Source organism: Escherichia sp. MR (genome assembly GCF_005280595.1).
GTDB classification, from domain to species: Bacteria; Pseudomonadota; Gammaproteobacteria; order Enterobacterales; family Enterobacteriaceae; genus Escherichia; species Escherichia ruysiae.
Map to the genome: position 1 here is coordinate 34,588 of NZ_SZVK01000006.1, position 13,647 is coordinate 48,234.

Below are 13,647 nucleotides of genomic sequence, written 5' to 3' on the forward strand. Positions count from 1 at the left end.
CTAAGGGAATTGCCGTGTTAAACCGTTATCCTTTGTGGAAGTACGTCATGCTGATCGTGGTGATTGTCATCGGTCTGCTGTATGCGCTTCCCAACCTGTTTGGTGAGGATCCGGCTGTTCAGATCACTGGTGCGCGCGGAGTCGCCGCCAGTGAGCAAACGCTGATCCAGGTCCAGAAAACGTTACAAGAAGAAAAAATAACTGCTAAGTCTGTGGCACTGGAAGAGGGCGCTATTCTTGCGCGCTTCGACTCCACTGACACCCAACTGCGCGCTCGTGAAGCATTAATGGGCGTTATGGGTGACAAATACGTCGTGGCGCTTAACCTTGCCCCGGCAACGCCGCGCTGGCTGGCAGCTATTCACGCTGAGCCGATGAAGCTCGGTCTTGACCTGCGTGGCGGCGTTCACTTCCTGATGGAAGTGGATATGGACACCGCGCTTGGCAAGCTCCAGGAACAAAATATCGATAGCCTGCGCAGCGACCTGCGTGAAAAAGGCATCCCATATACCACCGTTCGTAAAGAAAACAACTACGGCCTGAGCATCACCTTCCGTGACTCTAATGCGCGTGATGAAGCCATTGCGTATCTGAGCAAGCGTCATCCTGATCTGGTGATTAGCAGTCAGGGCAGCAACCAGCTGCGTGCGGTAATGAGCGATGCACGTCTGAGCGAAGCGCGTGAATATGCGGTGCAGCAGAACATCAACATTCTGCGTAACCGTGTAAACCAGCTTGGTGTTGCTGAGCCGGTGGTACAGCGCCAGGGCGCTGACCGTATCGTTGTTGAACTGCCAGGTATCCAGGATACCGCTCGCGCGAAAGAGATTCTGGGCGCGACGGCAACGCTGGAATTCCGTCTGGTAAACACCAACGTTGACCAGGCCGCTGCCGCGTCTGGCCGCGTACCGGGTGACTCTGAAGTGAAACAGACCCGCGAAGGTCAGCCGGTTGTGCTGTACAAACGCGTGATCCTGACCGGTGACCATATCACCGACTCCACTTCCAGCCAGGACGAATACAACCAACCGCAGGTTAACATCTCGCTCGACAGCGCAGGTGGCAACATCATGTCTAACTTCACGAAGGACAACATCGGTAAACCGATGGCGACCCTGTTTGTGGAGTACAAAGACAGCGGTAAGAAAGATGCAAACGGTCGTGCGGTACTGGTGAAACAGGAAGAGGTGATTAACATCGCTAATATCCAGTCTCGTCTGGGCAATAGCTTCCGTATCACCGGCATCAACAACCCGAACGAAGCCCGCCAGCTGTCACTGCTGCTGCGTGCTGGTGCATTGATCGCGCCAATTCAGATTGTTGAAGAACGTACCATTGGCCCGACTCTGGGTATGCAGAACATTGAACAGGGGCTGGAAGCGTGTCTGGCTGGCCTGCTGGTTTCTATTCTGTTCATGATCCTCTTCTATAAGAAGTTTGGTCTGATTGCGACCAGTGCTCTGGTTGCCAACCTGATCTTGATCGTCGGTATTATGTCACTGTTGCCAGGCGCAACGCTGAGTATGCCTGGTATCGCGGGTATCGTCTTAACCCTTGCGGTGGCGGTCGATGCGAACGTACTGATCAACGAACGTATTAAAGAAGAGTTGAGCAACGGGCGTACTGTTCAGCAGGCAATTGATGAAGGTTATCGCGGTGCATTCAGTTCCATCTTTGATGCGAACATCACCACGCTGATTAAAGTCATCATCCTGTACGCAGTGGGAACCGGGGCAATTAAAGGGTTCGCGATTACTACCGGTATCGGTGTGGCAACGTCGATGTTTACCGCGATTGTTGGTACGCGTGCCATCGTAAACCTGCTATATGGCGGCAAGCGCGTCAAGAAGCTGTCAATCTGAGGAGTGCGATGTGGCACAGGAATATACTGTTGAACAACTAAACCACGGCCGTAAAGTCTATGACTTTATGCGCTGGGACTACTGGGCTTTTGGCATCTCTGGTCTGCTGTTAATCGCCGCTATCGTCATTATGGGCGTGCGCGGCTTTAACTGGGGGCTGGATTTCACCGGTGGTACGGTTATCGAAATTACGCTCGAAAAACCGGCTGAAATTGATGTAATGCGTGATGCATTGCAAAAAGCGGGTTTTGAAGAGCCGATGCTGCAAAACTTTGGTAGCAGCCACGACATCATGGTTCGTATGCCGCCTGCCGAAGGTGAAACCGGCGGTCAGGTGCTGGGCAGCCAGGTTCTGAAGGTGATTAACGAATCCACCAATCAGAACGCGGCGGTGAAGCGTATTGAGTTCGTCGGTCCGAGCGTGGGTGCAGACCTTGCACAAACTGGCGCAATGGCGCTGATGGCGGCGTTGCTGTCTATCCTCGTGTACGTAGGTTTCCGCTTTGAGTGGCGACTGGCGGCAGGGGTCGTTATCGCGCTGGCGCACGACGTGATCATTACGCTGGGTATTTTGTCGTTATTCCATATCGAGATTGACCTGACCATTGTGGCATCGCTGATGTCGGTCATCGGTTACTCGCTTAACGACAGTATCGTGGTATCGGACCGTATTCGTGAAAACTTCCGCAAGATCCGTCGCGGTACACCTTACGAAATCTTTAACGTGTCCTTGACCCAGACGCTGCACCGTACCTTGATCACATCCGGTACTACCTTGATGGTTATCCTGATGCTGTATCTCTTCGGTGGTCCGGTGCTGGAAGGCTTCTCGCTGACTATGCTTATCGGTGTTTCCATCGGTACGGCATCTTCCATCTATGTTGCATCGGCGCTGGCTCTGAAACTGGGCATGAAGCGTGAGCACATGCTGCAGCAGAAAGTGGAAAAAGAAGGGGCGGATCAGCCGTCAATTCTGCCTTAATCAAGTTTCAGTTGATGTTGAAAATCCCGGTCAGAGGATCGGGATTTTTTATATGAGATGATTGCGAAAATCTCCCCATCTTGGGAAACTGCGCGTAACCCTACATTTTATCCAGGTAACTTTTCATGGCTATCATCCCAAAAAACTATGCGCGGTTAGAAAACGGTTATCGCGAAAAGGCGCTGAAACTCTATCCGTGGGTGTGCGGACGTTGCTCCCGTGAGTTTGTTTACTCCAACCTGCGTGAGCTTACCGTTCACCACATTGATCATGACCATACCAATAACCCGGAAGATGGTAGTAACTGGGAATTGTTGTGTCTGTATTGCCACGATCATGAGCATTCGAAATATACCGAAGCGGATCAGTATGGTACGACGGTTATCGCAGGGGAAGATGCGCAGAAAGATGTCGGTGAAGCGAAATACAACCCTTTCGCTGATTTAAAAGCGATGATGAATAAGAAGAAGTGATAAAAAATGCCGGATGTTGCATCCGGCATTTCAACTATTAGAAGTTGTAACCTACCACCAGGTAACCACCCCAACCGGTAGAGCGAACGTTGAAGTTGCCGTTACCGAAGTTCAGCTCTGCATCGTCGTTCCACTGACCACCGTCGTGCCAGTAACGAGCAACGACAGAGTAGTGCCAGTGATCATAGTTCAGAGCCAGAATATGGCTGGAAGCGATAGAGTTATTGGTACGCGTCTTAATACCGTTGATTGCGTTACCGCTGTCATCACCCAGATCGGAACCCCAGTCAAAGTTGGTGAAACCGATGTAGCTTAACTGACCGCCCCACAGATCGGTAATCGGCACAAAGTATTTAACTTTGAAACGGTAACCGTCCCACTCGTTTTCGTTCGCTGCACCGTAGTTCTGCCACTGGTATTTCGCATACACGTTCAAGGACAGGCTCATCGGCAGGCCAGTGTCGATGTCCGTACCCAGACCCATGTACCAGGTGCTCTGGCGACCATCTTTATTACGACCCATGTCGTAAATGTAGTTGTTCGCGAAGTACCACTCTTTGAACGGACCGAAGCTAAGGTCAGTATTGGTCAGCTTGTCGATGGAGAAACGCGGTTCGATTTCCATAAACAGCGGAGAACCGTGGTTCCAGATACCTTTTGCATCGGAGTTACCGCCGAAGAATACCGGCGCATCCGCATAACCATAAAAGTCGAACCAGTCTTTTTTAGCGAATGCTTCGTACTCCAGGTAGGTATCGTTGCGGATCTGCGGTCCGAAACGGGTGTGATAACTTCCTACGACGTTAACGCTCTGGTGCCACCAGTCGGAGAGATACTGCGGTTTGTCGTTTTCAGCTGCGTTGACAGTAAAAGACGAAGAGAGCGCCAGTACCGCGCCGGCTGCCAGTAATGTTTTTTTCATATGTATGCCACTGTTTGAAAATCCCTTGCGGGAGTGAAAAAGGCGCAAATTGCGTTTCTAAATATTACGTATACAGAGGAGCCTATTATAAAAATCATTGCTCACAAAAATATGTTTCGTTTCACAGTTCTATCATTTACGTAATCGATTGCGTTCACGTTTACACATATTCGGGCGGGGATTGTACTGACTTTCACCCTTGTTGCAAACTTTTACTATCAATCCGGGTGATGTAAGCGGAGTAACAAAATAATAGGGGAAGATGTTGCGGGACGCACAAAACACCCCGCCAAACGTTTATTGCATAACAGGCTGAATGTCGTGAATGCGTACAAAGCCTAATTGTTCAGGCGTGATGCCATTTAACTGTAGTGGGATGTCAACATCGCTGGGCGCGAGGAGACTTGCTGGTGCATTAATCAATTGATTCTGCACATTGATTTCCTGAAAGTTATCTATTGTTCCCTGAATTTGTCCATATTCAACGGTTCCGCTGAATGCGGGTAAAGGGTCATTGGATTCGCCCTGAATCCGTAAGGTCAGCGTAGTGCCCTCTGCATTTGGCGCAATATCCATAAGCGACATTCGTAAGGTGCCGATCTGGCTTTCCAGACGTGCGGCTGTTTTCGAGCCCGGCAGAAGGTAAACCCCACTGCTGGATTTTTCATTCAGCCTGTTTTGCTGAGTGATTTTGACGGTCTCTTTATTGAGCTGCGTCATCTCTTTATTCAGCGTGCTGACGCTTTGTTTCATCTGGCGTACTTCGCTTTGCTGTACGCAGGCGCTTAAGCTGAACAGGCTTCCCAGCAGGAATAGTCGAATAACTTTAGTGTTCATAGGTCGTCCCTTTCTTGTCGCAATTAGCTTAATAGTAGAGCGTAAAAGCAGCGAAAACATCGCTCCTTTATCTCAAAAGCGTTGCGCCTTTGTTGTATCGTCAGTTCAGGGTAAAATAGGTTTCTGTTAACCACCTGGTCAGGACGCCGTATGCATTGCCCATTCTGTTTCGCCGTGGACACTAAGGTTATTGACTCTCGTCTCGTGGGCGAGGGTTCATCTGTACGCCGCCGTCGGCAGTGTCTGGTGTGTAATGAACGTTTCACCACTTTTGAGGTGGCGGAACTGGTTATGCCGCGCGTTGTAAAAAGCAACGACGTGCGCGAACCGTTTAATGAAGAGAAATTGCGCAGCGGAATGTTGCGGGCGCTGGAAAAACGTCCGGTAAGTTCCGACGACGTCGAAATGGCGATCAACCATATAAAGTCACAGCTACGTGCCACCGGTGAGCGTGAAGTGCCGAGCAAGATGATTGGCAATCTGGTGATGGAACAATTGAAAAAACTCGATAAAGTCGCCTATATCCGTTTTGCCTCTGTCTATCGCAGTTTCGAAGATATCAAAGAATTTGGCGAAGAGATCGCGCGCCTGGAGGATTAAACCGTGCAGGACGAGTATTACATGGCGCGGGCGCTAAAGCTGGCGCAACGAGGACGTTTCACTACTCACCCAAACCCAAATGTTGGGTGTGTCATTGTGAAAGATGGTGAAATTGTCGGCGAAGGTTACCATCACCGTGCGGGTGAACCACATGCCGAAGTACACGCGTTGCGTATGGCGGGTGAAAAAGTCAAAGGTGCGACCGCCTATGTCACACTCGAACCTTGCAGTCATCATGGTCGAACGCCGCCGTGCTGTGACGCACTCATCGCCGCTGGCGTAGCGCGCGTGGTCGCTGCGATGCAGGATCCGAACCCGCAGGTCGCTGGACGTGGACTTTACCGTCTGCAACAGGCTGGCATTGACGTCAGCCACGGGCTGATGATGAGTGAAGCCGAGCAATTGAATAAAGGCTTTCTCAAGCGGATGCGCACTGGCTTTCCTTATATCCAGTTAAAACTTGGCGCATCGCTTGATGGTCGCACGGCGATGGCGAGCGGTGAGAGCCAGTGGATCACTTCGCCTCAGGCGCGGCGCGATGTACAACGTCTGCGTGCGCAAAGTCATGCCATTTTAACCAGTAGCGCCACGGTGCTGGCGGACGATCCGGCCTTAACGGTGCGTTGGTCTGAACTGGATGAACAAACTCAGGCGCTCTATCCGCAACAAAATCTCCGCCAGCCGGTACGCATCGTCATTGACAGTCAGAATCGCGTGACGCCGGAACACCGCATCGTGCAGCAGCCAGGCGAGACCTGGTTTGCCCGAACGCAGGATGACACCCGCGAGTGGCCGGAAACAGTGCGCACTTTGCTGATCCCGGAACATAAAGGTCATCTGGATTTGGTTGTGCTGATGATGCAACTGGGCAAGCAACAAATTAATAGTGTGTGGGTAGAGGCGGGGCCAACGCTCGCTGGCGCACTGCTACAGGCTGGTTTAGTCGATGAGCTGATTGTCTATATCGCACCTAAACTTTTAGGTAGCGACGCCCGTGGATTATGTACGCTGCCAGGGCTTGAGAAATTAGCTGACGCCCCCCAATTTAAATTCAAAGAGATACGTCATGTAGGCCCGGATGTTTGCCTGCATTTAGTGGGTGCATGATCTCCCGGCTCGAAAGGGAAGCAGCGCACGAAATATTATGCTAAAATCCGCCCCCCTGCGGGGCCATACTCGAACCCGAAGGAAAAAAATGAACATTATTGAAGCTAACGTTGCTACCCCGGACGCTCGCGTCGCCATCACCATTGCGCGTTTCAACAACTTTATCAATGACAGCCTGCTGGAAGGTGCGATTGACGCACTGAAACGTATTGGTCAGGTAAAAGATGAAAACATTACCGTTGTTTGGGTGCCAGGTGCCTATGAGCTGCCGCTGGCGGCTGGTGCACTGGCTAAAACCGGTAAATACGATGCGGTGATCGCGCTGGGTACGGTTATTCGTGGTGGCACTGCCCACTTTGAATACGTCGCTGGTGGTGCAAGCAACGGCCTGGCGCATGTTGCCCAGGACAGCGAAATTCCGGTTGCTTTTGGGGTTCTGACCACTGAAAGCATTGAACAAGCGATCGAACGTGCTGGCACCAAAGCTGGTAACAAAGGTGCAGAAGCTGCACTGACCGCGCTTGAAATGATTAATGTATTGAAAGCCATCAAGGCCTGAAATTAGTAAGGGGAAATCCGTGAAACCTGCTGCTCGTCGCCGCGCTCGTGAGTGTGCCGTCCAGGCGCTCTACTCCTGGCAGTTGTCCCAGAACGACATCGCTGATGTTGAATACCAGTTCCTGGCTGAACAGGATGTAAAAGACGTTGACGTCCTGTACTTCCGTGAGCTACTGGCCGGGGTGGCGACTAACACCGCATACCTCGACGGACTGATGAAGCCATATCTTTCGCGCCTGCTGGAAGAGCTGGGCCAGGTAGAAAAAGCAGTACTACGCATTGCGCTGTACGAGCTGTCTAAACGTAGCGATGTGCCGTATAAAGTGGCCATTAACGAAGCGATCGAACTGGCGAAATCGTTCGGCGCAGAAGACAGCCATAAGTTCGTCAACGGCGTACTCGATAAAGCAGCACCTGTGATTCGCCCTAACAAAAAGTGATATCCAGGCCGGCAGAGTAACGGAAAGCATGTCCGTACTCTCCGGCCTTTTCTTTTTTACCTGCTGAGGCATAACGTATGGCATGTGGCGAGTTCTCCCTGATTGCCCGTTATTTTGACCGTGTAAGAAGCTCTCGTCTTGATGTCGAACTTGGCATCGGTGACGATTGTGCACTTCTCAATATCCCCGAGAAACAGACCCTGGCGATCAGTACTGATACGCTGGTGGCGGGCAACCACTTCCTCCCTGATATCGATCCTGCGGATCTGGCGTATAAAGCACTGGCAGTAAACTTAAGCGATCTGGCGGCGATGGGCGCTGATCCGGCCTGGTTGACGCTGGCATTGACTTTACCGAACGTAGACGAAGCGTGGCTTGAATCTTTCAGCGACAGTCTTTTCGATCTGCTTAATTATTACGATATGCAACTCATTGGCGGCGATACCACGCGTGGACCGCTGGCGATGACGTTGGGTATCCACGGCTTTGTTCCGATGGGTCGAGCCTTAACGCGCTCTGGTGCTAAGCCGGGCGACTGGATTTACGTGACCGGTACGCCGGGCGATAGCGCCGCCGGGCTGGCGATTTTGCAAAATCGTTTGCAAGTTGCCGATGCTAAAGATGCGGAGTATTTAATCAAACGTCATCTCCGTCCGTCGCCGCGTATTTTACAGGGGCAGGCATTGCGCGATCTGGCGAGTTCAGCCATCGATCTCTCTGACGGTCTGATCTCCGACCTCGGCCATATCGTGAAAGCCAGCGACTGCGGCGCACGTATTGACCTGGCATTGCTGCCGTTTTCTGATGCGCTTTCTCACCATGTTGAACCTGAACAGGCGTTGCGCTGGGCGCTCTCTGGCGGTGAAGATTACGAGTTGTGTTTCACTGTGCCGGAACTGAACCGTGGCGCGCTGGATGTGGCTCTCGGACACCTGGGCGTACCGTTTACCTGTATCGGGCAAATGACCGCCGATATCGAAGGGCTTTGTTTTATTCGTGACGGCGAACCTGTCACGTTAGACTGGAAAGGATATGACCATTTTGCCACGCCATAAAGATGTCGCGAAAAGTCGCCTGAAGATGAGTAATCCGTGGCATTTGCTTGCTGTCGGATTCGGAAGTGGATTAAGCCCGATCGTTCCTGGGACGATGGGCTCGCTGGCGGCGATTCCGTTCTGGTATCTGATGACCTTTTTGCCCTGGCAGCTCTATTCGCTGGTGGTGATGCTGGGGATCTGTATCGGTGTCTATCTTTGCCATCAGACGGCGAAAGATATGGGCGTGCACGATCACGGCAGTATCGTCTGGGACGAATTTATTGGCATGTGGATCACCCTGATGGCGCTGCCGACCAATGACTGGCAGTGGGTTGCCGCCGGGTTTGTGATTTTCCGTATTCTGGATATGTGGAAACCGTGGCCGATCCGCTGGTTTGATCGCAATGTGCATGGCGGCATGGGGATCATGATCGATGATATTGTCGCTGGGGTGATTTCTGCTGGAATACTCTATTTTATCGGCCATCACTGGCCGATGGGTATTCTGTCGTAGGCCGAATAAGGCGTTCACGCCGCATCCAGCGGTTGCGCACCGATGCCTGATACGACGCTTGTTGCGTCTTATCAGGCCAGGATTTCTATTTAAATCCCACCACCGGATGCGGTTTATACGGCGTTTCCAGTTCGGCAATTTGTTCCGGCTTCAAGGTGATATCCACTGCGTTCAACAGCTCATCAAGCTGTTCTTCGCGCGAAGTTCCGATAATCGGCGCGGCAATGCCCGGTTTGCTCAATAGCCACGCCAGCGCCACTTGTGCTCGCGTAGCCCCCAATTCTTCACTCACGCCCGTTAATCGTTCTGCAATCTGCGCGTCATTTTCGTCGCTTTCGTTGTAGAGATTTTTTCCTACTTCATCGGAAACTAATCGTGCGGTGGTTTCTCCCCACGGACGAGTCAGACGTCCCCGCGCCAGCGGGCTCCACGGGATCACCGCGACGCCCTCCTGATAACATAGCGGCAGCATCTCGCGTTCTTCTTCGCGATAAATCAGATTGTAGTGATCCTGCATACTGACAAACTGCGCCCAGCCGTGCTGTTTTTGCAGCTCCAGAGCCTGAGCAAACTGCGAGGCGTGCATGGATGACGCACCGATATAACGCGCTTTCCCGGCTTTTACCACATCGTTCAGGGCTTCAAGAGTCTCTTCGATCGGCGTGTTGTAATCCCAGCGATGAATTTGCAGGATATCAACATAATCCATGCCGAGACGGCGCAGGCTGTCGTCAATAGAGCGCAGAATTTGTGCGCGGGATAATCCTTCTGGCAAATCACCGACACGATGGAATACTTTGGTGGCAACGACCACGTCTTCACGGCGGGCGAAATCCCGCAATGCGCGACCGACGATCTCTTCGCTGCTGCCGTCAGAATAGCTGTTGGCGGTATCAAAGAAATTTATGCCGCCTTCCAGCGCACGTTTGATGATTGGACGGCTGCTCTCTTCCGGCAGTGTCCATGCGTGATTACCGCGATCTGGCTCGCCAAATGTCATACAGCCAAGGCAAAGTCGGGAAATGCGAAGGTCGGTTTTTCCTAAGGGGTTGTATTGCATGCTGCCACTCCTGCCATGAATAATTTCTTAAGCATAGCAGCAGTGGAGTAGGGATTATGCCAGCCAGGCCTTGATTTTGGCTTCCATTCCGGCGGCATCGAGGCCGAGCTCGGCGCGCATTTCTTCCTGAGTTCCTTGCGGAATAAAGAAGTCCGGCAGGCCAATGTTCAGTACCGGCACCGGTTTACGATGAGCCATCAGCACTTCGTTCACGCCACTGCCCGCGCCGCCCATAATGGCGTTTTCTTCAACGGTGACCAGCGCCTCATGGCTGGCGGCCATTTCCAGAATTAACGCTTCATCAAGCGGCTTCACAAAACGCATATCGACCAGCGTAGCGTTCAGCGATTCGGCGACTTTCGCCGCTTCTGGCATTAGCGTACCAAAGTTGAGGATCGCTAGCTTTTCACCACGACGCTTCACGATGCCTTTGCCAATCGGCAGTTTTTCCAGCGGCGTCAGCTCCACGCCGACGGCATTGCCGCGCGGGTAGCGCACCGCTGACGGCCCCTCGTTATAGTGATAGCCGGTATGGAGCATTTGGCGACATTCGTTTTCATCGCTCGGGGTCATAATGACCATTTCCGGAATGCAGCGCAGGTAAGAGAGATCAAACGCGCCCTGATGGGTTTGACCGTCAGCACCAACAATGCCCGCGCGGTCGATGGCGAACAGAACCGGTAGCTTTTGAATCGCCACGTCATGCAGTACCTGATCATAGGCGCGTTGCAGGAAGGTGGAGTAGATCGCCACGATTGGTTTGTACCCCCCAATCGCCAGACCCGCAGCAAAGGTCACTGCGTGTTGCTCAGCGATTGCCACATCAAAATAGCGATCCGGGAATTTACGTGAGAATTCGACCATGCCAGAACCTTCACGCATCGCCGGAGTAATCGCCATCAGCTTGTTGTCTTTCGCTGCGGTTTCGCACAACCAGTCGCCAAAGATTTTTGAATAGCTCGGCAAACCGCCGCTACTTTTCGGCAAACAACCGCTGGAGGGATCAAATTTAGGCACGGCGTGGAAGGTGATAGGGTCTTTTTCTGCCGGTTCATAACCACGACCTTTTTTAGTCATGATATGCAGGAACTGTGGGCCTTTCAGGTCGCGCATGTTCTTAAGCGTAGTGATTAGCCCCAGCACATCGTGACCGTCAACCGGGCCGATGTAGTTAAAGCCCAGCTCTTCAAACAACGTGCCAGGCACTACCATGCCTTTAATATGTTCTTCGGTACGTTTGAGCAGCTCTTTAATGGGTGGCACGCCAGAGAAAACTTTTTTCCCGCCTTCGCGCAGTGAAGAGTAAAGCTTACCAGAAAGTAGCTGCGCCAGATGGTTGTTGAGCGCGCCGACATTTTCGGAAATCGACATTTCATTGTCGTTAAGGACAACCAGCATATCAGGACGGATATCACCCGCATGGTTCATTGCTTCAAACGCCATGCCAGCGGTAATCGCGCCATCGCCAATGACACAGACGGTGCGGCGATTTTTGCCTTCTTTCTCGGCAGCAACCGCAATACCAATTCCGGCACTGATGGAGGTTGATGAATGCCCGACGCTTAATACGTCATATTCGCTTTCGCCGCGCCACGGGAACGGATGCAGGCCGCCTTTCTGACGGATGGTGCCGATTTTGTCGCGGCGTCCGGTCAAAATTTTATGCGGATAAGCCTGATGCCCCACATCCCAAATCAATTGGTCAAAAGGAGTGTTGTAGACATAGTGCAGCGCCACGGTCAGTTCGACCGTGCCCAGCCCGGAGGCGAAGTGCCCGCTGGAACGGCTCACGCTGTCGAGTAAATAGCGGCGCAGTTCGTCGCAGAGTTTCGGTAAACTCTCTTTTGGCAACAGTCGTAACTCTTGGGTGGAGTCGACCAGTGCCAGGGTCGGGTATTTGGCAATATCAAAACTCATCAGGGGCCTATTAATACTTATTGTTTATTTATTACGCTGGATGATGTAGTCCGCTAGCGCTTCCAGTGCCGAGGTATCGAGTGACTGTTCAGCCAGTTGTTTCAGCGACTGACGGGCATCGTCGATCAGATCCCGGGCTTTCTTCCGGGCTTGCTCAAGACCCAGAAGTGCAGGGTAGGTACTTTTACCAAGTTGCTGGTCGGCACCCTGGCGTTTACCCAACGTTGCAGTATCTCCCACCACATCCAGGATGTCATCCTGAACCTGGAAGGCAAGGCCGATGCTCTCTGCATACTTGTCGAGTATAGGCAGTGCATTTCGTCCTTTATCTCCGGCGCTTAATGCACCAAGGCGAACGGCGGCGCGAATCAATGCGCCGGTTTTATGACGATGAATACGCTCAAGCGCCTCCAGAGGTATGTGTTTGCCTTCTGCGTCTAAATCTAATGCCTGACCGCCGCACATTCCGGCAATACCGCTGGCATTTGCCAGTTCAGAAATCATCGCAATTCTGTCGCGATCTGATACTTCCGGCATATCGGCATCGCTTAAAATCGAAAACGCCAGCGTTTGTAAAGCATCGCCAGCAAGAATTGCGTTCGCTTCGCCAAACTTCACATGGCAGGTCGGCAACCCGCGACGCAGATCGTCATCATCCATTGCCGGTAAATCATCATGAATTAATGAGTAAGCGTGGATACACTCTACGGCGGCAGCGGGTGCGTCTAACGTGCTCATGCTAACGCCGAGCATTTGACCAGTAGCATAAACCAGGAACGGTCGCAGGCGCTTACCACCTAATAATGCGCCATACTGCATGGTTTCTACCACGGGAGTGTTCTGAAAGGGCAGTGGGGCGATAAAACGGCTCAGCGCCTGGTTGGCCTGCTTAACACAGGCTTCGAGTTGCTGCGGAAAGTCCATTACTCATTGTCCGGTGTAAAAGGTGTAGGAGAGGCGTCTTCGTTGTCAGACAGCAGGATTTGTACGCGCTGTTCGGCGTGTTGTAATTTGGCCTGCCCTTGACGTGCCAGCTGCACGCCACGTTCGAACTCGTTCAGTGCCTCTTCCAGCGGCAGGTCGCCACTTTCCAGACGGGTCACAATCTGTTCCAGCTCGCTTAGCGCCTTTTCAAAGCTGGCGGGCGCCTCATTTTTCTTCGGCATAATGAATGTCTGACTCTCAATATTTTACGCCCCGCCATGGTAACGGACTCAGGGCAAATAGCAAATAACGCGCAATGGTAAGGTGATGTGCGCAGCAAAGCGATGTTAGTGGTATACTTCCGCGCCTGGATGCAGCCGCAGGTGTGGGCTGCTGTATTTTTCCCTATACAAG

General features: G+C 52.3%; 15 protein-coding genes. 9 read left to right on the top strand and 6 right to left on the bottom strand.

Annotated elements, in window-relative coordinates; all coding sequences use genetic code 11:
- Positions 1-14: 14 nt before the first annotated feature.
- From secD to yajD, 3 genes are all read left to right on the top strand, one after another.
- Positions 15-1,862 carry a protein translocase subunit SecD gene (gene secD, locus FC814_RS04215; RefSeq protein ID WP_000934830.1) on the top strand — a complete coding sequence of 616 codons (1,848 nt, stop codon included), beginning with the start codon at positions 15-17 and terminating at the stop codon, positions 1,860-1,862.
- A 10-nt stretch (positions 1,863-1,872) separates the two neighbouring features.
- Positions 1,873-2,844: a protein translocase subunit SecF gene (gene secF, locus FC814_RS04220; RefSeq protein WP_000046637.1), complete on the top strand. Its 972-nt coding sequence runs from the start codon at positions 1,873-1,875 to the stop codon at positions 2,842-2,844.
- Between the two features lie 125 nt (positions 2,845-2,969).
- Complete coding sequence (gene yajD / locus FC814_RS04225; protein ID WP_000974807.1) at positions 2,970-3,317, top strand: HNH nuclease YajD; 348 nt, start codon at positions 2,970-2,972, stop codon at positions 3,315-3,317.
- Between the two features lie 37 nt (positions 3,318-3,354).
- On the opposite strand, the gene tsx is transcribed toward yajD, so the two are convergent.
- A complete protein-coding gene (tsx, locus tag FC814_RS04230; RefSeq protein WP_010344683.1) occupies positions 3,355-4,239 on the bottom strand; it encodes a nucleoside-specific channel-forming protein Tsx in 885 nt (294 codons plus the stop codon).
- 297 nt (positions 4,240-4,536) lie between these two features.
- Positions 4,537-5,076 carry a DUF3251 domain-containing protein gene (locus tag FC814_RS04235; RefSeq protein ID WP_001093513.1) on the bottom strand — a complete coding sequence of 180 codons (540 nt, stop codon included), beginning with the start codon at positions 5,074-5,076 and terminating at the stop codon, positions 4,537-4,539.
- A gap of 150 nt (positions 5,077-5,226) precedes the next feature.
- Between FC814_RS04235 and nrdR the strand changes: the two genes are divergently transcribed.
- The 6 genes from nrdR to pgpA all read left to right on the top strand — a co-directional run bounded on the left by nrdR (position 5,227) and on the right by pgpA (position 9,332).
- Positions 5,227-5,676, top strand: a complete 450-nt coding sequence (gene nrdR, locus FC814_RS04240) for a transcriptional regulator NrdR (protein ID WP_000543535.1) — start codon at positions 5,227-5,229, stop codon at positions 5,674-5,676.
- A gap of 3 nt (positions 5,677-5,679) precedes the next feature.
- Entirely contained in the window at positions 5,680-6,783 is a 1,104-nt protein-coding gene (gene ribD, locus FC814_RS04245) for a bifunctional diaminohydroxyphosphoribosylaminopyrimidine deaminase/5-amino-6-(5-phosphoribosylamino)uracil reductase RibD (RefSeq protein WP_137325563.1), read from the top strand.
- Positions 6,784-6,871: 88 nt separating this feature from the next.
- Complete coding sequence (ribE, locus tag FC814_RS04250) at positions 6,872-7,342, top strand: 6,7-dimethyl-8-ribityllumazine synthase (protein ID WP_001021161.1); 471 nt, start codon at positions 6,872-6,874, stop codon at positions 7,340-7,342.
- A gap of 19 nt (positions 7,343-7,361) precedes the next feature.
- The gene (nusB, locus tag FC814_RS04255) at positions 7,362-7,781 is read left to right on the top strand and encodes a transcription antitermination factor NusB (RefSeq protein ID WP_000801125.1); all 420 of its coding nucleotides are present in this window, start codon (positions 7,362-7,364) and stop codon (positions 7,779-7,781) included.
- Positions 7,782-7,858: 77 nt separating this feature from the next.
- Entirely contained in the window at positions 7,859-8,836 is a 978-nt protein-coding gene (gene thiL, locus FC814_RS04260) for a thiamine-phosphate kinase (protein ID WP_105281357.1), read from the top strand.
- Positions 8,814-9,332 carry a phosphatidylglycerophosphatase A gene (pgpA, locus tag FC814_RS04265; RefSeq protein WP_000154045.1) on the top strand — a complete coding sequence of 173 codons (519 nt, stop codon included), beginning with the start codon at positions 8,814-8,816 and terminating at the stop codon, positions 9,330-9,332. The genes thiL and pgpA overlap by 23 nt, the downstream gene beginning before the upstream one ends.
- 85 nt (positions 9,333-9,417) lie before the next feature.
- On the opposite strand, the gene yajO is transcribed toward pgpA, so the two are convergent.
- Genes yajO through xseB form a run of 4 tightly spaced genes read right to left on the bottom strand, consistent with a single transcriptional unit; the run spans position 9,418 to position 13,475 of the window.
- On the bottom strand, positions 9,418-10,392 hold the full coding sequence (gene yajO / locus FC814_RS04270) for a 1-deoxyxylulose-5-phosphate synthase YajO (RefSeq protein WP_001199776.1): 975 nt from the start codon (positions 10,390-10,392) through the stop codon (positions 9,418-9,420).
- Positions 10,393-10,446: 54 nt separating this feature from the next.
- Positions 10,447-12,309 carry a 1-deoxy-D-xylulose-5-phosphate synthase gene (gene dxs, locus FC814_RS04275; protein WP_000006803.1) on the bottom strand — a complete coding sequence of 621 codons (1,863 nt, stop codon included), beginning with the start codon at positions 12,307-12,309 and terminating at the stop codon, positions 10,447-10,449.
- Between the two features lie 24 nt (positions 12,310-12,333).
- Positions 12,334-13,233, bottom strand: a complete 900-nt coding sequence (gene ispA / locus FC814_RS04280; protein WP_000347245.1) for a (2E,6E)-farnesyl diphosphate synthase — start codon at positions 13,231-13,233, stop codon at positions 12,334-12,336.
- A complete protein-coding gene (gene xseB / locus FC814_RS04285) occupies positions 13,233-13,475 on the bottom strand; it encodes an exodeoxyribonuclease VII small subunit (protein ID WP_137325564.1) in 243 nt (80 codons plus the stop codon). Before xseB ends, ispA begins: the two co-directional genes overlap by 1 nt.
- Positions 13,476-13,647 lie beyond the last annotated feature (172 nt).

Bases quoted from the DNA above. Each gene is read 5' to 3' on its own strand.
- thiL (WP_105281357.1), top strand. From the start codon at position 7,859: ATGGCATGTGGCGAGTTCTCCCTGATTGCCCGTTATTTTGACCGTGTA.
- xseB (WP_137325564.1), bottom strand. From the start codon at position 13,475: ATGCCGAAGAAAAATGAGGCGCCCGCCAGCTTTGAAAAGGCGCTAAGC.
- nrdR (WP_000543535.1), top strand. From the start codon at position 5,227: ATGCATTGCCCATTCTGTTTCGCCGTGGACACTAAGGTTATTGACTCT.
- ribE (WP_001021161.1), top strand. From the start codon at position 6,872: ATGAACATTATTGAAGCTAACGTTGCTACCCCGGACGCTCGCGTCGCC.
- yajD (WP_000974807.1), top strand. From the start codon at position 2,970: ATGGCTATCATCCCAAAAAACTATGCGCGGTTAGAAAACGGTTATCGC.
- ispA (WP_000347245.1), bottom strand. From the start codon at position 13,233: ATGGACTTTCCGCAGCAACTCGAAGCCTGTGTTAAGCAGGCCAACCAG.
- pgpA (WP_000154045.1), top strand. From the start codon at position 8,814: ATGACCATTTTGCCACGCCATAAAGATGTCGCGAAAAGTCGCCTGAAG.
- yajO (WP_001199776.1), bottom strand. From the start codon at position 10,392: ATGCAATACAACCCCTTAGGAAAAACCGACCTTCGCATTTCCCGACTT.
- FC814_RS04235 (WP_001093513.1), bottom strand. From the start codon at position 5,076: ATGAACACTAAAGTTATTCGACTATTCCTGCTGGGAAGCCTGTTCAGC.
- tsx (WP_010344683.1), bottom strand. From the start codon at position 4,239: ATGAAAAAAACATTACTGGCAGCCGGCGCGGTACTGGCGCTCTCTTCG.
- dxs (WP_000006803.1), bottom strand. From the start codon at position 12,309: ATGAGTTTTGATATTGCCAAATACCCGACCCTGGCACTGGTCGACTCC.